Raw genomic sequence first — 24,559 nt, forward strand, 5'->3', positions numbered from 1 at the left:
CAGGCGGGCGCCCTGTCTCGTGATCTGAGGCGCCTCGACGGATCTCTGTTCGGTGTCACTCACAACAATTGCCCGATCGTATCGAGAAGCTGGCGCTGGTCGAACGTCTGTTTCGTCAGATAAGCATCCGCGCCGAGACCGAGCCCCCGTGCGACATCGTCGGCATCCCCCCGCGAGGTCATCAGGATGAGGGGAAGGCGGGCGAAAGACTCGTCCGCCCGCAGGGCTTTCAGCAGGCCGAACCCGTCGAGGCGCGGCATCTCCACATCGGCCACGACGAGATCCACATGCTCGATCCCGGCGCGGAGGCGGTCGAGCGCATCCTGCCCGTCGACGCAGACGACGACGCGGTAGCCCGCCGATTCCAGAATGCCCTTCTCCAAGGTTCGCGTGGTGATGGAATCGTCAACGACCAGGATCGTCGAACGTCGCGGGAGCGCGGCTGTTCCGGTGCGGTCTTCAACAGGCTCTGGCGCAGCGTGATTCGTCTCGGTCGCACGCGCCGCGAGGCCGTCGGGATCGAGGACGAGAACCGGCGTATCGCCGCCCAGGACGACGGTGCCCGAGATCAGGCGCGGATCCGCGCCGATCGGCGGCGCCGGCAGAACGAGGAGGTTTCGGACGTCGCGCAAAGCATCGATCCGCAGCACCCATGACCGGCCGCCCGAGCGCATCAGCACCGCCGTCACCGTGTGTCCCTCGCCCGGGCGGCTCTCCTCGCCCGTCACCCCGACGAGGCTCGCCAGATCCACGAGGGGAAGGGACAGATCCTCGCCGCGCTCCCTCGGCAGACGCACCATGATCCGGCCCATGGCGGTGTAGAGGCTCGACCGGTCGAGGCGCAGGAGACGTTCCACGCTGGCGCTCGGCACGGCGAAGAGCGAGGCACCGACATCGACCAGCAGCAAAGTCCGCCGCGCCGCCGAAAGCGGCAGATGCATGATCAGCGACGTCCCGGCCGGAACACGCGGCTCGAGCCGGACGCTGCCCCCGAGACGTCGAACCGCGTCGGCGACGACGGAGAGGCCGATGCCCCGGCCGGACAGGGTATCGACGGCGGAGGCGGTGGAGAAGCCGGGCTCGAACACCAGCGCCAGAAGGGTATCGGGGTCGCCGTCGCCGGCCCCGATCAGGCCTCGCGCTCGCGCCGTCGCCTCGATGGCGCGCAGGTCCGGCCCGCGCCCATCGTCATGGATGCCGAGGACGAGCCGGCCACCGCGCACGGCGATGTCGAGGGTGATCGAGAGTGCGGGCGGCTTGCCCTGGCGTTCACGCTGCTCGGGCGTCTCCGCGCCGTGGCTCAGGGCGTTGCGCAGGGCGTGGAGGACCGGGTCCTTCAGCGATTGCAGCATGGCGCGGTCGACGGGCAGATCGAGACCGCGCGCGACGACGTTGATCTCGCGACCGGATTCTCGTGCCATGTCGCGGAGCGCACGCGGAAACGCACCGAAGACGGTCTCGGCCGGCACGAGGGTCAGGCGCTCGGCCTCCCGTCCGATCCGGGTGGAGGCCGCTTCCGCCGAGGCGATGATTCCGGTGCGGATCTGGGCGAGCTGCGCCGCATCGCGGGCGAGCGCGAGGAGCGTCGTCTCGAAGCCGCGCAGCTCCGCTCTCATGGCGTCGAGGGCGGTTTCCGCCGTCTCGGCATCGGAGGGGCGAGGCCGGGTCGTACCGGATTGCGCCTTGCTCCCGCGAAGGCTCTCGGCCCGGCGGCCGAGGGCGGCGGCATCCCGCTGGAGCCGCGCCAGACCTTCGGCCACCGCGGATTCCGCCCCGAGGGCGCTGGCGAGCTCGTGTGAGGCCCGCGTGAGCGCCTCCACCGCATCCGCCGGCACGCGTAGGAGCACTCCCGGATCGCTGCCGGGCTCGGTGGGAGTCGATGCAGATTTCTGCAGTCCCGCTTGCGCCGGAACGCTCTCCGCCGGTGGACCGGGCTGCCGAGGAGGGGGCTCGACGGGAGGGTCGGGCTGGGACGGGGAGGGCCCGGCGAGGCAGCGGTCGAGGGACGCGAGCGCATCCGCCGGCATGGCCGGGTCCGCTTCGCCCTTGAGCGCGGCGACATAGGCTTCGATCCGGTCCAGGGCGAGATGGACGGCGCCCGTCGCCTCCCGGTCGAGGGTGCCGTCACCGGCGACGATCCGCTCGAACAGGGTCTCGAGCCGATGCGCCACGGCTTCGACCTTCGGCAGGTCCACGGCCCGCGAGGCGCCCTTCAGGCTGTGCGCCCGGCGGAACACGTCGTTCCAGTCGGGCGGCACGTCCCCGGCCGCACCGGCCAGGGCGGCGCGGATCGCGTCGATATGTTCGCGATGCTCGACCTCGAAGGCCGCGAGGAGCTGCTGGCGGATATCCATGGGTGGCGGTCGCCCGGCCTCTCCCCTCAGTGCCGGTATCGGTCGGCGAGCGTCAGGAGCGCCTGGGCGAGTTCGGTGAGATTGGCGGAGGCCGCTTCCACCTCACGGGTCCCGGCGGCGGTCTGCTGGCTCGCCTGCCGGATGTTCTGGAGGGCGCCCATCACCTGCTCGATCCCGAGTTGCTGCTGGTTGGTGGAGGCGACGATCTGCTGGAAGGTCTGGACGCTCTCTTCGACCTTGGCGGTGATCTCCTCGATGGTCCGCTGGGTCGTGTCCGAGCGGGCCTTGCCCGTGCTCGTGCGCTTGACCGCCTCTTCGGTGAGCATGACCGAGGTGTTGATGCCCCTCTGGATCTCCGACAGGATGGTGCGCACCTGCGCGGTCGCCGCCTTGGCCTGATCGGCCAAAAGCTTCATCTCCGAGGCGACCACGGCGAAGCTCCGGCCGCTCTCGCCCGCCGCCGCCGCTTCGATCGCCGCGTTGAGCGCCAGCAGATGGGTGCGCTCCGAGATGTCGTTAACGGTGGTGATGATCTCGCCGATCGCCTGGGTCTTCTCGCTGAGGGATACGATGTTGCCGGCGACGGCCTCCGCCTGCTCGCGGATGGCATCCATGGCCTTGGCCGTATCGGCGACAGCCCTGAGGCCTGCCCGCGAGATCTGCGCGGTGGATTGGGCCGTAGCGATCACCTCGCTCGCGCGCTTGCCGATCTGGGCTCCGGAATGGGTGATCTCATCCACCGTGGCGGCGGTCTCCTGCACCGCCGCGAACTGCTCCTCGACGCTGGCCGCCTGTTCCTGGGCGGAAGCGCGGATCTCGGCGGCGGCGGCATTGAGGTCGGACGTGGCCGCCCGATTGGTCCGGGCGAGGTCGGCAAGGCCCGAGACCATTCTGTTCAAGGTCGATGCGAGACGGCCGATCTCGTCGCCCCCCGTACGGTCGAGGGTGCGGGTCAGGTCGCCCGATCCGACCTGCTCGGCGAAGGCCATGACCTCTTCGAGGGGCTTCACCACGCCCCGGCGGATGAGGCCGGTGACCACGATGCTCAGGAGAACGCACAAGGCGAGGATGAGCACGATGGAGACGAGGCTGCGCTCGTAGATGTCGGTAGCCCGGCGCTGGCCGGCATCGATCCCCTGATCGAGCAGGTCGCGGGTGCGGTCGAGATCGCGCAGGAACTCGTCCTGCAGGCGGTTCAGATCGGAGTTGCGAGCCTCCACCCCATCGACATCCTTGGCCGCGATGGCGGAAAGCTGAACTTCGCTGGCGGTCCGCAGCTTCCGGAAATCCGTGGCGGCAATGGTCGCGGATTCACCGAGCCTCTTCCAGATCGCGGCACGCTCCGGCGACGGCGCCGTCGCGGAATAGCCGTCGGCGGTGCGGACGGTATCGACGAGGATAGCCTCGGATTCGGAGGCGACGCGGCGCCAGGTGTCGATGATCGCGGCGATCTCGGTATCGGGCCGGTTGCGCATCAGCGCGGCGATCACGCCGTTGCGCCGAAGGTTGCCGAGGTCACGAGACTTGTTGCCGAGATCGTCGAGCTTGCGCGCGATGGTGAGGTCCCGCGAGACGATCGTCGTCGTGTTGTCGCGGACGGCCCCGATCTGGCTCAGCGCATAGGCGCCCAGTCCGACCATCACCAGGGTGACGACGACGAAGCCGAAGAGGATCCGTTTTCCAATCGAGATCGACACGCTTGGCGATGCTCCGAAACCGCTCGACGGGGAAAGGCCAGATGAGCCTTACCGTCAGCTTTGAGGCAGGTATCGCCGCAGGAGGCGCGGCAGATCGATGACGACGAAGCCGGCCTCGCCGCCCTGGCGGGCGGCGTCCTGGCCGGGTGCCGGTGCATAGCCCGAAACCGCGTCCGCACCCAAGCCGCCGAGATGAAGCGGGGCACTCGCGAAGGCGCCGTCCACATCGCTGACCGCGAGAACCCGGTCGACGGCGAGGGCGAGCGGCATGATCCCTCCGCGAAGCACGAGGATATGTCCGGCCGAGGCCGGCATGTCGCCAGGCCTGGCCGAGACGGGCCGCCGCAACGCACCGGACAGGCTGAGGACGCTGACGACGCGACCGGACAGGGCGATGAGGCCCAGCAGCTCCGCCGGCGCCCCCGGCACCGGCGTATAGGAACGGGCCGGCACCACCTGCGCCACCGCCTCCAGGGGCAGGCCGTAGCGATCGTCGCCCGACTGGCAGACGAGGAAGGGCGTCATCGCGACCCGAGCCGTGCTCTCCCGTCCACGGCGGGCCAGGGCCACGGTGCGCTCGGCGAGGAGGGTGGCCACGTAGGGATCGACCTCGGCAGTCCCGGCGGGCGGTTCGATCACGATACGGGTTTCCTCATGCGCATGCGGGCGGCATCGGCATTGGCGACCAGTTGCCCGGCGGTCAGGCCGTCTCCTTCCGCCACGGAGGCGTCGGACGGCTGGGCCCGGCCGAAGCGGATGGCGTTGTCGAAGGCCCGATCCGCCTCCGCGTGCCGGCCGATGGCGGCGAGCAGAAGGCCGAGCTGGTAATGCGCCATCGCGAAGCTCCGGTCGAGATAGAGTGCCCCGCGCAATGCCCGCTCGGCCTCGGCCTCGCGCCCGAGCCCATAGGCGAGAAGCCCGTCATAATAGTGGAGTCGTGCGTCCGTGGGCGTGGCGAGGAGGGCATCGCGGACCATGCGCCAGCCCTCGGCGATCCGGCCTGAATCCCCCAAAGCCCGGATCGCATCGAGAACCGTGTCCGGATCTTCGGCTTCGACGGGCTCCGCGAGCGGCGGGATGGTCTCGACGACGGGGGGTGGAAGCGGGACGAATCGCGGCAGTTCGACGACGGGGGGAAACGGCTCCGCGACCGTCACCGGAGGCAGGACGATGGGCGGCGCGGGAGGCGTGACGGCGACGGCATCCCCGCCGAGCGGTCGGTAGGCCACCGTACCGGGCAGGTTCATCGGCTGCAGCGTGCCGGCGAAGGCCGGGTTCGGCTCGGCATGGCCGATGAGCAACCAGCCATCCGGCACCAGCCTGCGTCCCAGCGCGCGCACGATTCCGAGGACAGCATCGGCCTGAAAGTAGATCAGCACGTTGCGGCAGAGGATGAGGTCGAAATCGGCGAAATGCGACGGCGCCGTACCGTCGAGCAGACTCATCAGGTTGTGGTGCTCGAAGCGCACCATCCTTCGAAACTCGGGCCGCAGGGTGAAGCTGCCCTCGCGCGCGATCCCCGGCACCGAAGGGCCGCAGACGAAGTAGCGGGCATGCTCTTCCGGCGGCAATGTCCGCAGGGCCCAGCGCCCGAACAGCGCCGCCCGCGCCGTCGCCAGCGCTTCGGTGCTGATATCCGTGCCGGTGATGTCGATCCGCCACTCGTGCAGCGCATCGCCGAGGAGTTCGTGGATCAGGATCGCGATGGAATAGGGCTCCGCCCCGGTGGAACAGCCGGCGCTCCAGATCCGCAGGGACTTCGCCTCCGCCCGCGCGGCGATCAGGCCGGGCAGGATGGTCCCGCGCAACGCCGTGAACTGCTCGGCGTAGCGGAAGAAAAAGGTCTCGCCGATGGTGATCTCGGCCTCCAGGGCGGCCCATTCCGCCGGTCCGGTGGCCTCGCCGTCGAGATGTGCGAGATAGGCCCGGGAATCGGCAAGGCGGCAGGCCTTGAAGCGCTTGCGCAACCGGTCGAAGAGCAGATCGTCCTTGTCGGCGTAGTAGTGATGCCCCGTCCGGGCGATCACCTTGTCCTTGAGGGCGGGAAAACCCGGATCGATCTCCGCGACGGCACGCACCGGGCGCTTCATGCGGCGGACTTCCCAGACAGAACCACTGTCGGGCCTACCTCGTTCGGACGCGGCATGCGGTTCACGCGTCTTCGAGACGGGCGAGATCGGACAGGCGCGCGGCGGCGGCCTCCGTCAGCGCCTGCACGCGGCGGCGCTCCTCGGCGTCGAGGAGCCGGTCCATGCCGAGGATCTGGGTGAGCTGCTCGCCCTGTACGATCTCGCCGACGACGCAGCCGTTGAGACTGGTCTCCGCCGCCCGCGCGCGGATGGCGTCCGGGGCGACGAGAACCAGATCGCGGGCGCGGTCCACCAGGATCGCCGTGCCGCGATCGGCCGACAGCAGCAGGTGGCGGTAGGGATCGCCCTCCCGTCCGGGCATGGGCGGCAGCATCAGGAGCCGGCCGAGATCGATCACCGGCACCGTCGTCCCGCCGAGATCGAGGAACCCGGCGAGCCATGTGCCCGTCAGGGTGGGCGGATGGAGGCGGGGGAGGGGCAGGACCTCGCTCACGGACGAGCGTCGCATCGCGAAGCCGGTGCCGGCCACGTCGAGGATGAGATAGGCCGTCATCTCGGGTTGAGGCATCGTCCCGGCGGGGTCTGAGGAAGTACGATTTCGGATCCCCGCCAGATAGGACGACAGGGCGCTCCGGCGCAAACGGGTTCGTCATCCCGATGCCGCCGGATGCAAGGCGATCGAAGGCTGCCGCGTGCAGCCAAGAGAGCGGCCGGGGCACAACCTTCCGGGCCGAACGGAGCGGTCTCGCCGTACCGTCGAAAAGCCGCTTGACCTGGAGCGCACTCCAGCTCGTAGACAGCCTTTACCGAAGGGGTTTCGCGATGAGAATCAGTGCCTTCGCAGCGAGGAGCGGGCTCAGCGTCGACACGCTTCGATACTACGAGCGGATCGGATTGCTCCCTCGCAGCGGACGCGATTCCGGCGGTCGGCGGGATTACGGAAGCGACGACCTCGTCTGGGCGACCTTCCTTCGCAAGCTCCAGGCGATGGATATGCCCATGCGCGAACGGCTCGCATACAGCCGTCTGCGCGCGGAGGGCGATGCGACCCTCGAAGCCCGCCGCAGTCTCCTCGAGGCGCATCGCATCGCGCTGATCGCGCGCAGGTCGGAACTGTCGGACCTCATCGCGGGACTGGATGACAAGATCACCCACTACCGGGCCCTGGAAGCAACGCGCGAGAGCAAGGACAATGACGATGACCCGACGTACCGTGCTGACCTCAGCAACGGCCCTCCCGCTGGTGGCCCAACATGCCGAGGCACAGGAGGCACCGACTGAAACCCGCTATCAACGCGGACTGGCTCAGCTGGAGGCCATCAGCGGCCCGCACGGCGCGGCGGTCGTCAGAAGTCTCGACGACATCGCGCCCGATCTCGGCCGATACATCGTCGAGTTCGCTTACGGCGACGTATTTTCCCGCGACGGGCTCGATGTGAAGACGAGGGAGATCGCCACGGTCGCCGCCCTCACGGCGATGGGAACGGCCGCGCCCCAACTCAAGGTCCACATGCAGGCCGCCCTCCGCGTCGGCGTGACGCCGGCGGCCTTGATCGAGACGATCATGCAGATGATTCCCTATGCGGGGTTCCCTGCGGCGCTCAACGCCGTGGCGATCGCACGCGACGTTTTCGCCACCGGCCATCGGTGAGCCTGCCTCTGATTGGCCGTTGACCGTGATGGATTGCTTCTGTATTCAGACCCCTCGAAATGTCGATTCGCCCTTCGGCGCGTCACAGAGCAAAGTTATCAAGTCGATGCGTGTCATCCTTATCGTAACGAAAGCGCCACCGACGGGGCGGTCCTGACAGCAGGATCGCGATCCGGATGGTGGCGCATGCAGGGTCCTTCGGGGCCCTTTTTTGTTGCCTGAGCCAAGACGTGACACGGAACGAGCAACCGGGTTTCAGGGAGTTGAGACGATGAGCGGCGAGGTCATGACCGGGGCCGAAATGGTCATCCGGGCGTTCCGGGATCAGGGTGTCGATACGCTGTTCGGGTATCCGGGCGGTGCGGTGCTGCCGATCTACGATGCCCTCTTCCACCAGGAAGAACTGAAGCACGTCCTCGTGCGCCACGAGCAGGGCGCGGTCCATGCGGCCGAGGGCTATGCCCGCTCCTCAGGCAAGGTCGGCTGCGTCCTCGTCACCTCCGGCCCCGGAGCTACCAACATCGTCACGGGCCTCACCGACGCGATGCTGGATTCGATCCCCCTCGTCTGCATCACCGGCCAGGTTCCGACGCACCTGATCGGCACCGATGCGTTCCAGGAATGCGACACGGTCGGCATCACCCGCCACTGCACGAAGCACAATTACCTGGTCAAATCGATCGACGACCTGCCGCGCATCCTGCACGAGGCCTTCTTCGTCGCCTCGAACGGCCGGCCGGGCCCCGTCGTGGTCGATCTGCCGAAAGACATCCAGTTCGCCAGCGGGATCTACGAGCGCCCCACCCATAACGGCCACAAGACCTACCGCCCCGCCTTCAAGGGCGACGCGCAGGCGATCCAGTCTGCCGTCGAGCTGATGGCGAATGCCCGCCGTCCGGTTCTCTATACCGGCGGCGGCGTCATCAATTCCGGCCCGCACGCCTCGGCGCTCCTGCGCCAGCTGGCCGAGGTCACCGGCTTTCCCGTCACCTCGACCCTGATGGGTCTGGGTGCCTTCCCGGCCTCGAACCCGCAGTTCCTGGGCATGCTGGGCATGCACGGGACCTACGAGGCCAACCTCGCCATGCACGAATGCGACGTGATGGTCTGTATCGGCGCCCGGTTCGACGACCGCATCACCGGCCGTCTCGACGCGTTCTCGCCCTTCTCCAAGAAGATCCACATCGACGTCGATGCTTCCTCGATCAACAAGGTGGTCAAGGTCGATGTCGGCATCGTCGGCGATTGCGGCTCGGTGCTCGAAGACATGCTCGCGGCCTGGAAGGCCCTGCCCAAGCGTCCCGACCAGGGTCGCTTCGACGAGTGGATGGCCAAGATCCGCACCTGGAAGGCGCGGGACTGCCTCGCCTATTGGCCGTCGGGCACGATCATCAAGCCGCAATACGCGGTGCAGCGCCTCTACGAGGCCTGCAAGGACCGGAAGACCTTCGTCACCACGGAGGTCGGCCAGCACCAGATGTGGGCGGCGCAGTACTTCAAGTTCGACGAGCCGAACCGCTGGATGACCTCCGGCGGCCTCGGCACCATGGGCTACGGCCTGCCCGCGGCCATCGGCACCCAGCTCGCCAATCCGGACGGTCTCGTCATCGACATCGCCGGCGAAGCCTCGATCCTCATGAACATCCAGGAAATGTCCACGGCCGTGCAGTATCGCCTGCCGGTCAAGATCTTCATCCTGAACAACGAGTATATGGGAATGGTGCGCCAGTGGCAGGAACTGCTGCACGGCTCGCGCTATTCCCAGAGCTATTCGGAAAGCCTGCCGGACTTCGTCAAGCTGGCGGAGGCCTATGGCGCCAAGGGCATGCGCTGCGACAAGCCGGGCGAGCTCGACGGGGCGATCGCCGAGATGCTGGCCCATGACGGCCCGGTCATCTTCGATTGCATCGTCGACAAGAAAGAGAACTGCTTCCCGATGATCCCGTCGGGCAAGGCGCACAATGAGATGCTGCTCTCCGACTACCTCGGCGAGACCGGTATGGACCTCGGCGACGTGATCTCCGAGGAAGGCAAGATGCTGGTCTGACCGGCGGCGCGGAGGAGAGACGTCATGAACGCCATGAACACACACTACCCCGATGCCGGTCGGGTCGAGCCGATCAACCGGCACACGCTCGCCGTCATCGTGGACAACGAGCCGGGCGTCCTCGCGCGGATCGCGGGGATGTTCTCGGGACGCGGCTACAACATCGAGAGCCTCACGGTGTCGGAGACCGAGGTGGCGCGCCACATCTCGCGCATCACCATCGTCACCGCCGGCACCGATGCGGTGATCCAGCAGATCAAGGCCCAGCTCGACCGGCTCGTGCCCGTGCACCGGGTCGTCGACCTCACGCTCCAGGGCAAGGCCCTCGAGCGTGAGCTCTGCCTCGTCAAGGTGGCGGGTACCGGAGAGCACCGCACCGAATCGCTGACCCTCGCCGCCGCCTTCGGCGCCAAGACCCTGGACGCGACCCTGAACTCCTTCGTGTTCGAGGTCACCGGCACCACCGAGGAGATCGACCGCTTCATCGGCCTGATGACGGTGATCGGCCTCGTGGAGATCTCCCGCACGGGCATCGCGGCCATGGGGCGTGGCTCGGAAGCGATGTGAGGCTTTTTCGCCGAGGGTGGTAGAGTGCCGGAGATGTGCCGGGGGTGATGCGATGAGAGCGAGGCTGGAACGGAGTGGAGAGGATTTCGTCCTCTCATTGACCCGAGAGGACGTGCGGAAGCTCGGTCTCGTCGAGGGCCAGGAAGTGGACATCGATCCAGTGCCTGCTCCTCTCGCGCCTCCGCCCGCCCGCCGCTACGTCAACGGGTTCCCCGTCTTCACGATGGCCGAGATGGCAGCAGAGATGAAGCGACTCGGGCCGGATTTCGAGCCTCCGACGGTCGATTGGGGACCGGATGTCGGTTCCGAGATCATTGACGATGACGATCCCCGCTGATCGGCCGTATGAGCCAGGGGACCTGATTCTTGTTGATCTCGACCCCGTCCTCGGAACCGAGCAACGCGGAAAGCGACCGGTCCTCGTCATCTCGACCCTGGAGATGAACACACTGACCCGGCGGATCATCATCTGCCCGGTCACCCGCAATCGCGATCCCTGGCCGACGAAGGTCTTTCTACCAGCGGGTCTGGGCGTCGATGGCGCAATCCTCTCCGATCAGGTCCGCTCGATCGACCGCAGAGCGCGCATCCTCCGCTCCCTCGGGACAGTCCCCGATCCCATACTCGCGGAAGTCCGCGCGAAGGTGGCAGCATTGATCGGCTTGCAGTTCGGCAGTGCGGCCCAGGAAGGCTCAGCTCAATGACCACCCTCTACTACGCCCCCGGCGCCTGCTCGCTCGCCTCCCACATCGCCCTCGAGGAAACGGGAGCGCCCTACGAGACCGTGCGGCTCGACCTCGCCAAGGGCGACCAGCGGGCGGCCGAATACCTCGCTATCAACGAGCGCGGCCGCGTGCCGGCGCTGGTGGAGGAGGATTGGGTGCTCACCGAGAACACCGCCATCCTGCGCCACATCGCGCGCAGTCATCCGCAGGCCGGCCTGTGGCCGCAATCGCCCCGCGATCAGGCGCGGGTCGACGAATGGCTGGGCTGGCTCTCCACCGGCCATCACATCGCCTACGCGCATATCCGCCGGGCCGAGCGCTACACGGGCGATGAGACGGCCTTTCCGGGCATCCAGGCCAAGGGAGTCGAGACCTGCGGCGACCTCTTCACGATGACAGAGGTCAAGCTCTCCAACGGCGGCTGGGCCGTCGGCGAGGCCTACAGCGTCGCCGACCCCTACCTGTTGCTGTTCTGGACCTGGGGCCGCGGCCCGACGCTGCGCTTCGACATGGCGGAGCGCTTTCCCCATTGGACCGCACATGCCCGCGCCATGGCGGCGCGGCCCGCCGTACAGGCCGTGTTCGCCCGCGAAGGCCTCAAACTGCCTGAATAAGGTTCGACCGGGGGTACACCGCCTCTTGTCCGGGAAACCGAATCGGCCTATGCCGCCGCGTACCGTACGGTACGGTACTGGTTTTCTGGAAGCATGAGCGCGACGGTCGCACGCGACGAGACGGTGCCTGAGGCGCCCTCGGCCCGCCAACAGGCGGTGCTCGATGCCGTGCTCGCTCTCCTCGTCGAGGAGGGCGACCAGCTCACCATGGATGCGGTCGCGCGCCGGGCGAGTTGCTCGAAGGAAACCCTGTACAAATGGTTCGGGGACCGGGACGGTCTCCTCACCGCCACGGTGCGCTGGCAGGCCTCGCGCGTCCATGCAGGGCGCGACGCGGCGGGCGTGCTCGATGCGGCCGCCTTACGCGATCGCCTGCTCGATTTCGCCGTGACCTGGCTCGATGTGATCGCGGGCCGCACCTCGGTGGTGTTGAACCGCATCGCCATCGCGCATGCCGGCTCGCGCAAGGGCAACCTCGGCGCCATCGTGCTGGCGAACGGGCGCCTCGCCATCGGCGGGCGGGTCAAGCCCGTGCTCGAAGCGGGCCGTGCGGCCGGGCTCCTCGCCTTCGAGGACAGCGAGACCGCCTTCCGGACCTTCTTCGGTCTGGTCGGGCGCGACATCCAGATCCGACTTCTCCTCGGCGACGCGCTCGACCTCGACGCCGCCGAGATCCGACGCGACGCGGCCCGCGCCGTCGACCAGTTCCTGGCCCTCTACGGCCAGGCCCGTCCCTGACACCCCACGAAGAGAGGAACCAACCCATGCGGGTCTATTACGATCGTGACGCCGACCTCAATCTGATCAAGGGCAAGAAGGTCGTCATCGTCGGCTACGGCAGCCAGGGCCATGCCCACGCCCTCAACCTGCGTGATTCCGGCGTGAAGGGCATCGTCATCGCCCTCCGCGAGGGCTCGGCCACCGCCAAGAAGGCGGAGCACGAGGGCTTCACGGTGATGAACGTCGCCGACGCCGCCAAACAGGCCGACGTCGTCATGATGCTGACCCCGGACGAACTCCAGGGCGACATCTACAAGGAGTCGCTCGAGCCGAACATGAAGCAGGGCGCCGCCCTCCTGTTCGCCCACGGCCTCAACGTCCACTTCAACCTCATCGAGCCCCGCAAGGACCTCGACGTGCTCATGGTCGCCCCGAAGGGCCCCGGCCACACCGTGCGCGGCGAGTACCTCAAGGGCGGCGGCGTGCCGACCCTGATCGCCATTGCGCAGGACGCTTCCGGCAACGCGCACGATCTCGGCCTGTCCTACGCTTCGGCCAATGGCGGCGGCCGCGCCGGCATCATCGAGACGACCTTCAAGGAAGAGTGCGAGACCGACCTGTTCGGCGAGCAGGCCGTGCTGTGCGGCGGCCTCGTCGAGCTCATCAAGGCCGGCTTCGAGACCCTGGTCGAGGGCGGCTACGCTCCCGAGATGGCCTATTTCGAGTGCCTCCACGAGGTGAAGCTCATCGTCGACCTCATCTACGAGGGCGGCATCGCCAACATGAACTACTCGATCTCCAACACCGCCGAGTACGGTGAATACGTCACCGGCCCGCGCATCGTCACCGCCGAGACGAAGGCCGAGATGAAGCGCGTGCTGGACGATATCCAGTCGGGCAAGTTCACCCGCGACTGGATGCTGGAGAACAAGGTCGGCCAGACCTCGTTCAAGGCCACCCGCGCCAAGCTCGCCCGTCACCCGATCGAGGAAGTCGGCTCGAAGCTCCGTGGCATGATGCCGTGGATCTCCGAGAAGGCCCTGGTCGACAAGTCCAAGAACTGATTTTTTGTGATGGGCGGCCGGGCTTCGCTCGGCTGCCCCCTCGCGGAGAAAGCCGGCCTCGTGCGAGCGGGGCCGGCTTTTTCGTGCGCGACCGGGCAAGGAAGTTTATCTCGGGAGATGACGCTCCCATTGCCCGCCCCTCGATCTTGCGAAGGCCGCCGTCTCCCGAACCAGTGCGGAAGAGCGGCGATCTCTCTGCCGTCATGGCACCTGACCGAGCGTCTCCTCGACGAGGCGAGGGTTCTTGTCGAGGAGAGCCAGGAGTACGCGCGCCGGCCCCTGAGGCTGGCGACGTTGATGCTCCCATTGCCTGAGAGTTGCGACGGGCACGCCTATGCTCGCGGCGAAGGCTGGCTGTGCCTTGCCGGTCCGCCTGCGGATCCCGGCGACATCGACGGTCTCGGGAACATGGACGACGAGACCGGCCGGCATCCCTCCCAGCGCGTGTTCCTCGGCTTCCCGCAGAGCGGAAAGGGTTCGTTCGAAAATATCCCTGCCCATGGTCGACCTTGCTCCTGTGAGAGGGCGATGCCCTGGTTGCCGTATGGATGCGCGTCACCTTCCACGCTTCTGCCAATGCGCCTTGATGGAAAGCGTTAGCCGAGCCAGTTGCTGGACTTCCGCCGGCGAGAAGGTCTCCCGGTCCGCCTTGCTCAGAACCGCCAGGAGGTAGACCGGTGCATCGGGCCCGACATAAGCAGCGAGAACGCGATAGCCGCCGCTCTTGCCCTTGCCCCGCCCGGCGACGCGCACCTTACGGATACCACCCGAGCCGACGATGAGATCACCCGCCTCCGGGTTCGCGGCGAGCATGTCCTTGAGGGCCGTCCGAGTTGCGGCCGGCATGCGCTCGGCATCCGCATCCCTGACGAACTCGGAGGTTTCCGCGACCGTATGCAGGGGCGAGGGCATTCCGATCGTCTAAGCCAACACCGCCCATACGTCAACGACGTACGCCACCGACCTCCATGAGCGATCCGGCCCGGCAGTCGGCGGCTCTGAAGGGAAGGAGGGAGGGACGGACGCCCCCCGTTGTACTCTTAAGCAAATCCGGCGATCATGCTCCGTAACGGCTGCCCATCTGAGAGCGGCCGAAGGTTGGAGGACACCCATGGCTTCGCTCTATTACGACGAGCATCGCGCGCTTCAGGAAGAGTACAACACCGTCAAGCTCGCCGAGCGTCTCGACACCGGCTGGGTGCATGACGAGATCGGCCCCGACGAGGCCGCCTTCATCGGCAGCCGCGACATGTTCTTCCTGTCCACGGTCGATCCCGACGGCATGCCCACCGTCTCCTACAAGGGCGGCAGCACCGGCTTCGTGAAGGTGCTCGACGCCAACACGCTGGTCTTCCCCGGCCTCGATGGGAACGGCATGTGGTACTCGATGGGCAACATCGAGGGTCAGTCCAAGGTCGGGCTGCTGTTCATCGATTTCGAGACCCCGCACCGTGTCCGCGTCCAGGGACACGCCCGGATGCTGCGCGACGATCCGCTGATGGCCGAATACACCGAGGCCAAGTACCTCGTGAAGATCGAGGTGACGAAGGCCTGGGTCAATTGCCCGCGCTACATCCACAAGTACCAGAAGGTTTCGCAGAACAAATACGTGCCGCGCCCCGACAAGGAGACGCCGCTCGCCCTATGGAAGCGCCTCGACATGGTCGGTGACGTGATCTCGGACGAGGACAAGGCGCGGGTCGAGAAGGAAGGCCAGCTCGCCCTGCCGGAATACGAGGCACGTGTGGCGCGCGGCGAGAGCTGAAACCCGGCCGCGCACCGTCCCGGCCATCGCATCCGGGTCGGTGCGCTCAGCAGGTTCGCGTCGGTGAGCCAACGCTTCACCTCGCTTAGGCCCTTGAAGTATCGCAGGTTTTTAGGACGCAAAACCGGTGAGCACTTTTGCGAGCCTGCTTAGTCCGCCCGGCGGGCGACGATGAAGACCCGCGGGAACGCGAGCAGGCGTCCCCCGTTGCTGCGCGGCGGATAAGCCGCATCGATCGCCGTCGTGTAGGCGGCGAGGAACCCGGCCGTATCCTCGGGGTCCAGCGGGTCGAAGAAGGGCCGGAGCCCGGTCGCCCTGACCCATTCGACGATGGCGGCGGCATCCGTCATCGGGTGATGATAGGCGGTACGCCAGACATCGACCTCGGCCGCGAGGGGCGCCAGGAGGTCGTAATAGCCGGCCGGCTCCAGCATCCGCCCGAGCCGCCCGGCCACGGCCGGATCGCCGATGGCCCAGGGACCGGCACCCGCCACCTCGCGCATCAACCGGTGCGAGGGCTCGGCAAGATTGTCGGGCATCTGCACGGCGAGCACCCCGCCGGGTGCCAGGAGGCCGAGGAGCCGGGGCAGGAGCACCGGGTGGTCGGGCAGCCATTGCAGCACGGCGTTGGCGTAGATCAGGTCCGGCGCCTGCTCGGGGATCCAGGTCGCCGCATCGGCCCTCGCGAAGGCGAGGCCGGGCAGGCGGCTCCTCGCACGCTCCAGCATCGCCGGCGAGGTGTCGAGGCCGATCACCTCCGCTTCGGGAAAGCGTGCAGTGATGAGCGCGGTGGAATTGCCGGGGCCGCATCCGAGATCGTAGACAAGTCGCGGGGCTTCGAGAGGCACACGGGCCAGGAGCTCGGCCGCCGGACGGGTACGCTCGTCCTCGAAGCGGGTATAGAGGGCTGGGTTCCAATCGGCCATCGTGCTCACCCTTCCGCTCCGTCGTCGTCAGCAGCCGAGCTGGTCGGCCAGATCCGTGAGGTCACGGGCTGCATAAGTAACCGGAACATTGGGCGCCGTTTCGCCACCGCCCGGCCCGTGCTCGCGCGGGCGGGCGATATGGGCGGTGGACAGGCCGTGGCTCGCCGCTGCCGCGAGGTCGCCCGAATGGGCGGCGACCATCAAGGTCTCCGCCGGAGCGAAGCCGAAGGCCGCCACCGCATCGTGATAGAGGGCGGGTTTCGGCTTGTAATCGCGGGAATGGCCGGCACCCAGGATCGCGTCGAAGATCAGCCCATTGCGGCGGGCGAGGTCGGCCATCAGCCGGATATGACCGTTCGAGTTTGGCGCCAGGAGGTGGCGCGTCCGAAGGCGCCGCAGAGCGTGCGGTACGTCGGGCCAAGCGTCGAGCCGGTGCCAGGCCTGGACCAGTTCCCGCCGTGTGGCATCCGGCGCGCCGACGATGCCGAACTCCGCCAGAACGAGGGGCAGGGACTCCGCATGGAGGATATCGAGGTCCACGAAGGGCCGGGCCCCAGAACGCACGGTCTCCATCGAAGGCCCGTAGTGCCGGCGCCACGCATCCGCGAAAGCGTCGGCATCGAGGGTGGGCGCCTCCGCGCCGAGGAGGCGTGCGGCCTCGCGGGCCACTCCCGAGCGCCAGTCGACGAGCGTCCCGAAGACGTCGAAGACGAGCGCCCGGATCATTACCGGACGGTCCGCAACCGCGGACCGCGCCGGACGAAACCGACGATGTCCTTCACCGCGTCCAGCGTCGGGGCCGCGATGGCCTCGGCGCGCTCGGAGCCATCGGCGAGGACGGAGTCGATATAGTCGGTGTCGGCCACGAGACGCTTCATCTCGGAGGCGATGGGCGCGAGGGTTTCCACCGCGAGCTCCACCAGCGCCCCCTTGAAGGCAGAGAACTGGGCACCGCCGTAATCGGCCAGCACCTCGTCGCGGGTGACGCCCTTCAGCGCCGCGAAGATGCCCACGAGGTTGTCGGCTTCGGGCCGTGCGGCCAGACCGGCCGTCTCGGAGGGGAGGGGCTCAGGATCGGTCTTGGCCTTGCGCACCTTGTTGGCGATGGTATCCGCCTCGTCGGTGAGGTTGATGCGCGAATTATCGGAGGGGTCCGACTTCGACATCTTCTTGGTGCCGTCCCGCAGGGACATGACGCGGGCGGCCGGGCCGCCGATCAGCGGCTCGGTGATCGGGAAGAAGCCCTCGCCCGCATCGTGCCCATGGGCGGAGATCGACTCCGAGAAGTCGTTGTTGAACTTCTGGGCGATATCGCGGGTCAGTTCGAGATGCTGCTTCTGGTCCTCGCCCACCGGCACGTGGGTGGCGCGGTAGGCCAAAATATCGGCCGCCATCAGCACGGGATAGGCGTAGAGCCCGACGCTCGCGTTCTCCCGGTCCTTGCCGGCCTTGTCCTTGAACTGGGTCATGCGGTTCAGCCAGCCGAGGCGGGCGACGCAGTTGAAGATCCAGGCGAGCTCGGCATGGGCCGGCACCTGGCTCTGGTTGAAGACGATGCTGCGCTTCGGGTCGATGCCGGCGGCGAGGAAGGCGGCCGTGACTTCGCGGATCTGGCCCTTCAGGGCGGCCGGGTCCTGCCACAGGGTGATCGCGTGCATGTCGACGACGCAGTAGAGGCACTGCGCGTCGCGCTCCTGCATCTCCACGAAGCGCTTGATCGCGCCAAGGTAATTGCCGAGATGCAGGTTGCCCGTGGGCTGGACGCCCGAGAACACGAGCTCTGTGAACGCGGTCATCGCGCGTGGTTCCTATGGCGTGATGGCGAGGGAGAAGCCGACGCTCGGGTCAGGGCACCGACGTTTGCGTTCTGAACGGCTCACCATGGGTGGTCAAGGTGCACAGCTTGACGGCATACGCCGCATCGAACCCGAAAAAGATCGAATTTTCGTACGCAATTTGGTACCGAGACGAGATCGCCTCTGCCGTTCCAGGGAGGCGGCAGGCGGTGGAGTCGCGAATGGAAGCTCAGCTGCAGAGTGTCATGGCCGATGTGGCGGTGAGTGTGTCGGAGCTGAAGAAGAGCCCGACATCGGTGATGAACCGCGCCGACGGAGCACCGGTGGCGATCCTGAACCACAACCGCGTCATGGGCTACATGGTCCCGCCGGAGACCTTCGAGGCCATGATGGACGCCATCGACGACGACGTGCTGGCGTCGATCGTGAAAGCCCGCTCCGGGGAAGTGCCCGTGCGGGTCACCCTGGATGCCCTTTGAACTCCAGTTTCTGCCTTCCGCGCTCAAGGAGTGGCACAAGCTCGGCGAGACGCTCCGGGGGCAGTTCAAGAAGAAGCTGGCGGAGCGTCTGCTGAACCCGAGGGTCGAAGCGGACAAGCTGCGCGATGCCGACCTGAAGGATTGCTACAAGATCAAGCTGAGGTCCGCAGGCTATCGCCTGGTCTACCGTGTCGATGACACGACGGTCACCGTGACGGTGGTGGCGGTCGGCAAGCGGGAGCGAAGTGCCGTATACGGAGCCGCCAAGCGGTAGCGCCGCCGCTACCGCCTAGCCCCGCTCCCGCGCCTGCCCGGTCGGGCAGATATCCAGCAACACGCATCTCCCGCACGCCGGATTGCGGTGATGGCACACTGCCTGGCCATGGAGCATCAGGATCTCGTGGTTGTCGTAGAGATCCTGCGCGCTCCATTCCGCCGGAAGCTGCGCCCGCAGGATCGGATGCGAGGGGCCGACATCGACCTTCGCGCCGATGAGGCCGGTGCGTTGCGCCACTCGGTGGTGGTGGCTGTCCACCGGCAGGGCCGGCATCCGCAACAGGCTGAACGAGAGCACCGCCGCGCTGGTTTTCGGGCCGACGCCCGGAATCGCCTCGAGCCACGAGCGCGCCGCATCGACCTCCATCTCCTTCAGGAAATCGAGCGAAAGGGAGCCGTGGCGCTCGGCCACCGCCGCCAGGATGGCACGGATGCGGGGAGCCTTCAGTTCCGGCCATGTCACGCCGGAGATGGTGGCCTCGATCTCCTCCACGGGCGCGCCCACGAGGTCGGCCCAATCCGGGTAGCGTGCCCGCAACGCCTTGAAGGCGCGACCGGAATCGGCATTCCGGGTGCGGTGCGACAGAAGCGAGGAGACGAGTTCGCTCAAGGGATCGAGGCTGTGGAAATACGGAATCGGGCAGCCGTAGACGGGGCAGAGCCGGCGATGGATCTCGAGCGCCTTGTCCGTCAGGCTCGCATCCGCGAGGGGAACGGAACGCTTGGTCTGCCGGGGGCGGGGGCCGGCGAGGTCGTGCCCGGATGCGATGGACATGACAACGGAATCCGCGCCGAGTCCCGCCGGTTCCGAGCCGGCGCGAGAGGAAGTGCCGCAGGGCAGCAGTATCGTGCAATAGACTGACAGTTGCGCCAAGGTGAAAGCCCGAACCTTGCGCCCCGGCGAAGGTCATGCGAGGCTCTGTCCGTCAGCGAATGACGAAGCGGGAGAGCCCAGGCCGGTACCAACCGGTCATGGCGCCGACGGAGCAACCACCCCCGGAAACTCTCAGGCACAATCACCGCTTCGTTTTGACAATCTGGAGAGAGGCGCCTTCGCGGGCGTCCACCGAAGGAGAAATCCCGGTCCCTCGCGGGGCGGGAGAAGCTCTCAGGTAACCGTGACAGATGGGGGTAGCCGGATCGCTCGATCGAGCATCCGGAGCCGATCTGTCATGGGATGACCAGATGCCGCTCGATGCTTGCAGCACCCCGCTTCACGCGCTCCATCTGCGCCACGGCGCCCGCATGGTGCCCTTCGCGGGTTATGCGCTGCCGCTCCATTATCCGGCCGGCCTGATCGCCGAACACCTGCACACCCGCAAGGCGGCCGGTCTGTTCGACGTGTCGCATATGGGCCAGATCCAGCTGAAGCCAGGTCCGGGCGGCATGGCGGAGCTCGCGCGCGCCCTCGAAACCCTCCTGCCGATCGACGTGCTGGGGCTGGCGCCCGGCCGGCAGCGCTACGGTTTCCTCACCGGTGACACCGGCGGCATCCTCGACGACCTCATGGTCGCACGCCTCGACGACAGCCTGATCGTGGTGGTCAACGCGGCCAACAAGGTGGCGGACGAGGCCCATCTTCGCGCTCATCTGGCCGGCCTGTGCGAGATCACCGTGCTGCCCCGGGCGCTCCTCGCCCTCCAGGGGCCGCTGGCCGAGAGCGCCCTGGCGCGGCTCGCCCCGGAGACCGCCGCCATGCGCTTCCTCGATGTGAAGTGGGTGGAGCTCCTCGGCGCGTCCGCCCTCGTCAGCCGCTCCGGCTATACCGGGGAGGACGGGTTCGAGATTTCCCTTCCGGAGGATGCCGCGGATGCGGTCACCGAGGCGTTGCTGCAGGACAGGGACGTGGAGCCCGTCGGCCTCGGCGCACGCGATTCCCTGCGGCTGGAAGCCGGCCTGTGCCTGCACGGAGCCGATATCGATGTCGGCACGAGCCCAGTCGAGGCCGGTCTGACCTGGGCGATCCAGCCGGTCCGCCGCGAGGGCGGTGCGCGCGCGGGTGGCTTTCCGGGCGCTGAGCGCATCCTCGGTGAGATCGGTGACGGTCCCGCGTCGCGGCGCGTCGGCCTGCTGCCGGAGGGCCCGACCCCGGTGCGGGGAGGGGCCGCGCTCGTCGCAGAGGAAGCCGGCGAGGCCATCGGCCGGGTCACCTCCGGCGGGTTCAGCCCCAGCCTCAAGGCGCCCATCGCCATGGGCTACGTCCCTGCCGCCCTGTCGACGCCCGGCACCCGCCTCTTCGCGGAAGTGCGCGGCCGGCGCCTGCCGGTCTCGGTCGTGGCGCTTCCCTTCGTGCCGGCGCGCTTCAAGCGCAGCTGAATCCCGGCCCCCGGCCGACTTCCCCCCAATCCCCGTTTCACGGAGCGCATCATGCTGAAATTCACGGACGAGCACGAGTGGCTGGCCATCGAGGGCGATGTCGCCACCATCGGCATCACCACCCATGCGGCTGAGCAACTCGGAGACCTCGTCTTCGTCGAGCTGCCCAAGGTCGGCGCCAAGCTCGTCAAGGGCGAGGCCGCGGCGGTGGTGGAATCGGTGAAGGCCGCCTCCGACGTGTTCGCCCCGGTCTCTGGCGAGGTGACCGAAATCAACGAGGCCGCCGTGTCGGACCCGGCCAGCATCGGCACCGACCCGCAGGGCGCGGGCTGGCTCTATCGCCTCCGCCTCGACGACGTCGCCTCCCTCGACGGATTGATGGACGAGACGGCCTACGCGGAGTTCGCGAAATAGCGCAACGCGCACGACCCAGAACGCTCTCTCCTCCCCCTTGTGGGGAGGAGTTGGAGGTGGGGGTGGCTGGGCGACCCGCTGCGGAGTCCGGCGGAACCACCCCCACCCTCGATCCCTCCCCACAAGGGGGAGGGAGAAGCGTTGCGACATTCTTCAGACTTCGGCACGCGAGGCCCATCATGCCAAACGATCGCTACGATCCCTACGATTTCGCCAATCGCCGCCACATCGGTCCGACCACCGCTGAGATCGCGGCGATGCTGGCCGTGATCGGCTCCGAGAGCCTGCACGGCCTCGTGGACGAGACCTTGCCGGCCGACATCCGCCAGGAAGAGCGCATCGATTTCGGCACGTCGCTCACCGAGCGCCGGGTGCTCGAACACATGCGCGGCATCGCCGACAAGAACCGGCTTCTCGTCTCGCTCATCGGCCAGGGCTACCACGGCACCACGATGCCGCCGGTGATCCAGCGCAACATCTTCGAGAACCCGGCCTGGTACACCGCCTATTCGCCCTACCAGCCCGAGATCAGCCAGGGCCGGCTCGAGGCGCTGCTGAACTTCCAGACCCTGGTCTGCGACCTCACCGGCCTCGACATCGCCAATGCCTCGCTCCTCGACGAGGCCACGGCGGCGGCGGAAGCCATGGGCATGGCCTCGCGTATCGCCCGCAACGGCAAGACCGCCTTCTTCGTCGACGGCGAATGCCTGCCCCAGACCATCGCCGTCCTGAAGACCCGTGCCGCGCCGCTGGGCTGGACCATCGTCGTCGGCGACCCGTCGACCGATCTCGACCCGGCGGAGGTCTTCGGCGCGATCCTCCAATATCCCGGCGTCTGCGGCGCCATCCACGATTTTTCGGAGGTCATCGCCCGCCTGCACGAGGCCGGCGCGGTCGCCGTGATGGCCGCCGACCCCCTGGCCCTCACCCTGCTGAAGCCGCCGGGCGAGATGGGCGCCGACATCGCCATCGGCTCGATGCAGCGCTACGGCGTGCCCATGGGCTATGGCGGCCCGCACGCGGCCTATCTCTCCACCCGCGAGGCGCATAAGCGCACTCTGCCGGGCCGGCTCGTGGGCGTCTCCGTCGATGCGCGGGGAAACCGCGCCTATCGCCTCGCCCTGCAGACCCGCGAGCAGCATATCCGCCGTGAGAAGGCGACGTCGAACATCTGCACCGCGCAGGTGCTGCTGGCGGTCATCGCCGGCATGTACGCGGTGTTCCACGGCCCGCGCGGATTGAAGGCCATCGCCGCTCGGGTCCACCGCGACGCGGTGCGCCTCGCGGAAGGGCTGGAGGCCCTCGGATTCACCGTGGAGCCGAAGGGCTTCTTCGACACGATCACCGTCGAGGTCGGCGCCTTCCAGGGGTTGATCCTGCAGAACGCGGTGAAGAACGGCATCAACCTGCGGAAAGTGGGCTCGGACCGCATCGGCATCACCGTCGATGAGCGCACCCGGCCCGATATCGTCCAGGCGGTGTGGCGCGCCTTCGGCGGCGAAGGCTTGACCTATGACGAGGCCTGGCCGGCGCAGCGTCTCCCCGAGGCGAATCTCCGAACCTCCGCCTATCTTACCCATCCGATCTTCCACATGAACCGGGCCGAGAGTGAGATGACGCGCTACATGCGTCGCCTCGCCGACCGCGACCTGGCGCTGGACCGCGCGATGATCCCGCTCGGCTCGTGCACGATGAAGCTCAACGCCACCGCCGAGATGCTGCCGATCTCCTGGCCGGAATTCTCGGAGATCCACCCCTTCGTGCCGGCGGATCAGGCGGAGGGCTACCAGGAACTCCTGCGCGACTTCTCCGACAAGCTCTGCGCGATCACCGGCTACGACGCGATCTCGATGCAGCCGAATTCCGGCGCGCAGGGGGAATATGCCGGCTTGCTCGCTATCCGGGCCTACCACCTCTCGCGCGGGGAGGGGCACCGCAAGGTCTGCCTCATCCCGTCCTCGGCGCATGGCACCAACCCGGCCTCCGCGCAGATGTGCGGCATGAGCGTGGTCGTGGTCGGCGCCGACCAGCACGGCAACATCGACGTCGAGGATTTTCGCCGGAAGGCCGAGCTGCATTCCGACAACCTCGCAGCCTGCATGATCACCTATCCGTCGACGCATGGGGTGTTCGAGGTGCGGGTCCGAGAGATCTGCGACATCGTCCATGCCCATGGCGGCCAGGTCTATCTCGACGGGGCCAACCTCAATGCCATGGTGGGCCTTGCGCGCCCCGGCGATATCGGCGCCGATGTCAGCCACCTCAACCTGCACAAGACCTTCTGCATCCCCCATGGCGGCGGCGGCCCCGGCATGGGTCCCATCGGCGTCAAGGCGCATCTCATCCCGTTCCTGCCCTCCGATCCACGGACGGCCGAGGAAGGGGCCGTCTCGGCGGCGCCCTACGGCTCGGCCTCGATCCTGCCGATCTCGTGGAGTTACTGCCTGCTGATGGGCGGGCGCGGCCTCACCCAGGCCACCCGCGTGGCCATCCTCAACGCCAATTACATCGCGAGCCGCCTGAAGGGCGCCTATCCGGTGCTCTATGCCGGGGCACAGGGCCGGGTGGCGCATGAATGCATCATCGACGTGCGGCCGTTCCAGAAATCGGCCGGGATCGGCGTCGAGGACATCGCCAAGCGCCTGATCGATTGCGGCTTCCACCCGCCGACCATGAGCTGGCCGGTGGCCGGCACCCTGATGATCGAACCCACGGAATCCGAGACCAAGGGCGAGATCGACCGATTCTGCGATGCGATGCTGGCGATCCGCGAGGAGATCCGCGCCATCGAGGATAACCGGATGGACAAGGTCGACAATCCGCTGAAACACGCGCCGCACACGGTGGCGGACCTGATCGGCCCGTGGGAGCGGCCCTATTCCCGCGAGGCGGCGTGTTTCCCCTCGGGAAGTCTCGGCATGGACAAGTACTGGCCGCCGATCAACCGCGTCGACAACGCTTACGGCGACCGCAACCTCGTCTGCTCCTGCCCACCGGTGGATGCCTATAGCGAGGCGGCCGAATAGGGTACCACGTCGGCCGCTCTCCTCTCGCTCGG

The 24,559-nt window shown here is 67.6% G+C and carries 26 protein-coding genes and 1 riboswitch; of the genes, 15 read left to right on the forward strand and 11 right to left on the reverse strand.

The genetic code is table 11. From position 1 onward, the window contains the following. Window positions 1-59 precede the first annotated feature (59 nt). From RQI43_RS23115 to RQI43_RS23135, 5 genes are all read right to left on the reverse strand, one after another. On the reverse strand, window positions 60-2,354 hold the full coding sequence (locus RQI43_RS23115) for a response regulator (protein WP_311276720.1): 2,295 nt from the start codon (window positions 2,352-2,354) through the stop codon (window positions 60-62). Window positions 2,355-2,380: 26 nt separating this feature from the next. Next, on the reverse strand, window positions 2,381-4,051 hold the full coding sequence (locus RQI43_RS23120) for a methyl-accepting chemotaxis protein (protein WP_056427397.1): 1,671 nt from the start codon (window positions 4,049-4,051) through the stop codon (window positions 2,381-2,383). Window positions 4,052-4,105: 54 nt separating this feature from the next. Further along, complete coding sequence (locus tag RQI43_RS23125) at window positions 4,106-4,690, reverse strand: chemotaxis protein CheW (protein ID WP_311276721.1); 585 nt, start codon at window positions 4,688-4,690, stop codon at window positions 4,106-4,108. Further along, window positions 4,687-6,141: a CheR family methyltransferase gene (locus RQI43_RS23130; protein ID WP_311276722.1), complete on the reverse strand. Its 1,455-nt coding sequence runs from the start codon at window positions 6,139-6,141 to the stop codon at window positions 4,687-4,689. Before RQI43_RS23130 ends, RQI43_RS23125 begins: the two co-directional genes overlap by 4 nt. A 61-nt stretch (window positions 6,142-6,202) precedes the next feature. Then, a complete protein-coding gene (locus tag RQI43_RS23135) occupies window positions 6,203-6,709 on the reverse strand; it encodes a chemotaxis protein CheW (protein ID WP_311276723.1) in 507 nt (168 codons plus the stop codon). Window positions 6,710-6,963: 254 nt separating this feature from the next. On the opposite strand from RQI43_RS23135, the gene RQI43_RS23140 reads away from it, so the two are divergent. The 9 genes from RQI43_RS23140 (at window position 6,964) to ilvC (ending at window position 13,529) form a co-directional block, all read left to right on the forward strand. Next, the gene (locus RQI43_RS23140; RefSeq protein WP_311276724.1) at window positions 6,964-7,422 is read left to right on the forward strand and encodes a MerR family transcriptional regulator; all 459 of its coding nucleotides are present in this window, start codon (window positions 6,964-6,966) and stop codon (window positions 7,420-7,422) included. Continuing rightward, entirely contained in the window at window positions 7,385-7,792 is a 408-nt protein-coding gene (locus tag RQI43_RS23145) for a carboxymuconolactone decarboxylase family protein (RefSeq protein WP_311276725.1), read from the forward strand. The genes RQI43_RS23140 and RQI43_RS23145 overlap by 38 nt, the downstream gene beginning before the upstream one ends. Window positions 7,793-8,063: 271 nt before the next feature. Then, a complete protein-coding gene (locus RQI43_RS23150; protein ID WP_311276726.1) occupies window positions 8,064-9,839 on the forward strand; it encodes an acetolactate synthase 3 large subunit in 1,776 nt (591 codons plus the stop codon). A gap of 24 nt (window positions 9,840-9,863) precedes the next feature. After that, entirely contained in the window at window positions 9,864-10,406 is a 543-nt protein-coding gene (gene ilvN, locus RQI43_RS23155; protein WP_018044192.1) for an acetolactate synthase small subunit, read from the forward strand. A gap of 112 nt (window positions 10,407-10,518) precedes the next feature. Then, window positions 10,519-10,743, forward strand: coding sequence for a MazF family transcriptional regulator (locus RQI43_RS23160; protein WP_244478044.1), 225 nt, complete (start codon window positions 10,519-10,521; stop codon window positions 10,741-10,743). Continuing rightward, entirely contained in the window at window positions 10,727-11,110 is a 384-nt protein-coding gene (locus RQI43_RS23165) for a type II toxin-antitoxin system PemK/MazF family toxin (RefSeq protein WP_311276740.1), read from the forward strand. The genes RQI43_RS23160 and RQI43_RS23165 overlap by 17 nt, the downstream gene beginning before the upstream one ends. Continuing rightward, the gene (locus RQI43_RS23170) at window positions 11,107-11,745 is read left to right on the forward strand and encodes a glutathione S-transferase (protein ID WP_311276727.1); all 639 of its coding nucleotides are present in this window, start codon (window positions 11,107-11,109) and stop codon (window positions 11,743-11,745) included. The genes RQI43_RS23165 and RQI43_RS23170 overlap by 4 nt, the downstream gene beginning before the upstream one ends. A 93-nt stretch (window positions 11,746-11,838) precedes the next feature. Next, window positions 11,839-12,483: a TetR/AcrR family transcriptional regulator C-terminal domain-containing protein gene (locus tag RQI43_RS23175; RefSeq protein ID WP_311276728.1), complete on the forward strand. Its 645-nt coding sequence runs from the start codon at window positions 11,839-11,841 to the stop codon at window positions 12,481-12,483. 26 nt (window positions 12,484-12,509) lie between these two features. Beyond that, entirely contained in the window at window positions 12,510-13,529 is a 1,020-nt protein-coding gene (gene ilvC, locus RQI43_RS23180) for a ketol-acid reductoisomerase (protein ID WP_019904456.1), read from the forward strand. A gap of 201 nt (window positions 13,530-13,730) precedes the next feature. Here the strand turns inward: ilvC and RQI43_RS23185 are convergent, their stop codons facing one another. Next, the gene (locus RQI43_RS23185; protein ID WP_056427426.1) at window positions 13,731-14,030 is read right to left on the reverse strand and encodes a DNA-binding transcriptional regulator; all 300 of its coding nucleotides are present in this window, start codon (window positions 14,028-14,030) and stop codon (window positions 13,731-13,733) included. Between the two features lie 54 nt (window positions 14,031-14,084). Beyond that, window positions 14,085-14,441, reverse strand: coding sequence for a type II toxin-antitoxin system RelE/ParE family toxin (locus tag RQI43_RS23190; RefSeq protein ID WP_082470252.1), 357 nt, complete (start codon window positions 14,439-14,441; stop codon window positions 14,085-14,087). A gap of 199 nt (window positions 14,442-14,640) precedes the next feature. Between RQI43_RS23190 and RQI43_RS23195 the strand changes: the two genes are divergently transcribed. After that, window positions 14,641-15,294, forward strand: a complete 654-nt coding sequence (locus RQI43_RS23195) for a pyridoxamine 5'-phosphate oxidase family protein (protein ID WP_018044186.1) — start codon at window positions 14,641-14,643, stop codon at window positions 15,292-15,294. 149 nt (window positions 15,295-15,443) lie between these two features. Here the strand turns inward: RQI43_RS23195 and tam are convergent, their stop codons facing one another. Genes tam through trpS form a run of 3 tightly spaced genes read right to left on the reverse strand, consistent with a single transcriptional unit; the run spans window position 15,444 to window position 18,016 of the window. Further along, a complete protein-coding gene (gene tam / locus RQI43_RS23200) occupies window positions 15,444-16,220 on the reverse strand; it encodes a trans-aconitate 2-methyltransferase (RefSeq protein ID WP_311276741.1) in 777 nt (258 codons plus the stop codon). A 27-nt stretch (window positions 16,221-16,247) separates the two neighbouring features. Continuing rightward, a complete protein-coding gene (locus tag RQI43_RS23205; protein WP_056427432.1) occupies window positions 16,248-16,946 on the reverse strand; it encodes a haloacid dehalogenase type II in 699 nt (232 codons plus the stop codon). Then, window positions 16,946-18,016, reverse strand: a complete 1,071-nt coding sequence (gene trpS / locus RQI43_RS23210; RefSeq protein ID WP_311276729.1) for a tryptophan--tRNA ligase — start codon at window positions 18,014-18,016, stop codon at window positions 16,946-16,948. The genes RQI43_RS23205 and trpS overlap by 1 nt, the downstream gene beginning before the upstream one ends. Window positions 18,017-18,237: 221 nt before the next feature. Here trpS and RQI43_RS23215 point away from each other — a divergent pair, with 221 nt between their 5' ends. Next, on the forward strand, window positions 18,238-18,495 hold the full coding sequence (locus RQI43_RS23215; protein WP_244478043.1) for a type II toxin-antitoxin system Phd/YefM family antitoxin: 258 nt from the start codon (window positions 18,238-18,240) through the stop codon (window positions 18,493-18,495). Further along, window positions 18,485-18,769 carry a type II toxin-antitoxin system RelE/ParE family toxin gene (locus RQI43_RS23220; protein ID WP_056427437.1) on the forward strand — a complete coding sequence of 95 codons (285 nt, stop codon included), beginning with the start codon at window positions 18,485-18,487 and terminating at the stop codon, window positions 18,767-18,769. The genes RQI43_RS23215 and RQI43_RS23220 overlap by 11 nt, the downstream gene beginning before the upstream one ends. A gap of 15 nt (window positions 18,770-18,784) precedes the next feature. On the opposite strand, the gene nth is transcribed toward RQI43_RS23220, so the two are convergent. Next, window positions 18,785-19,546: a Fe-S cluster assembly protein HesB gene (nth, locus tag RQI43_RS23225; RefSeq protein ID WP_311276730.1), complete on the reverse strand. Its 762-nt coding sequence runs from the start codon at window positions 19,544-19,546 to the stop codon at window positions 18,785-18,787. A 252-nt stretch (window positions 19,547-19,798) separates the two neighbouring features. Continuing rightward, a riboswitch (glycine riboswitch) is annotated at window positions 19,799-19,906 on the forward strand. Between the two features lie 50 nt (window positions 19,907-19,956). Between nth and gcvT the strand changes: the two genes are divergently transcribed. From gcvT to gcvP, 3 genes are all read left to right on the forward strand, one after another. Continuing rightward, complete coding sequence (gcvT, locus tag RQI43_RS23230; RefSeq protein WP_311276731.1) at window positions 19,957-21,087, forward strand: glycine cleavage system aminomethyltransferase GcvT; 1,131 nt, start codon at window positions 19,957-19,959, stop codon at window positions 21,085-21,087. Between the two features lie 51 nt (window positions 21,088-21,138). After that, a complete protein-coding gene (gene gcvH, locus RQI43_RS23235; protein ID WP_311276732.1) occupies window positions 21,139-21,501 on the forward strand; it encodes a glycine cleavage system protein GcvH in 363 nt (120 codons plus the stop codon). Window positions 21,502-21,680: 179 nt separating this feature from the next. Beyond that, a complete protein-coding gene (gene gcvP / locus RQI43_RS23240; RefSeq protein WP_311276733.1) occupies window positions 21,681-24,527 on the forward strand; it encodes an aminomethyl-transferring glycine dehydrogenase in 2,847 nt (948 codons plus the stop codon). Window positions 24,528-24,559 lie beyond the last annotated feature (32 nt).

It is taken from the genome of Methylobacterium sp. WCS2018Hpa-22 (assembly GCF_031843785.1).
Lineage (GTDB): Bacteria > Pseudomonadota > Alphaproteobacteria > Rhizobiales > Beijerinckiaceae > Methylobacterium.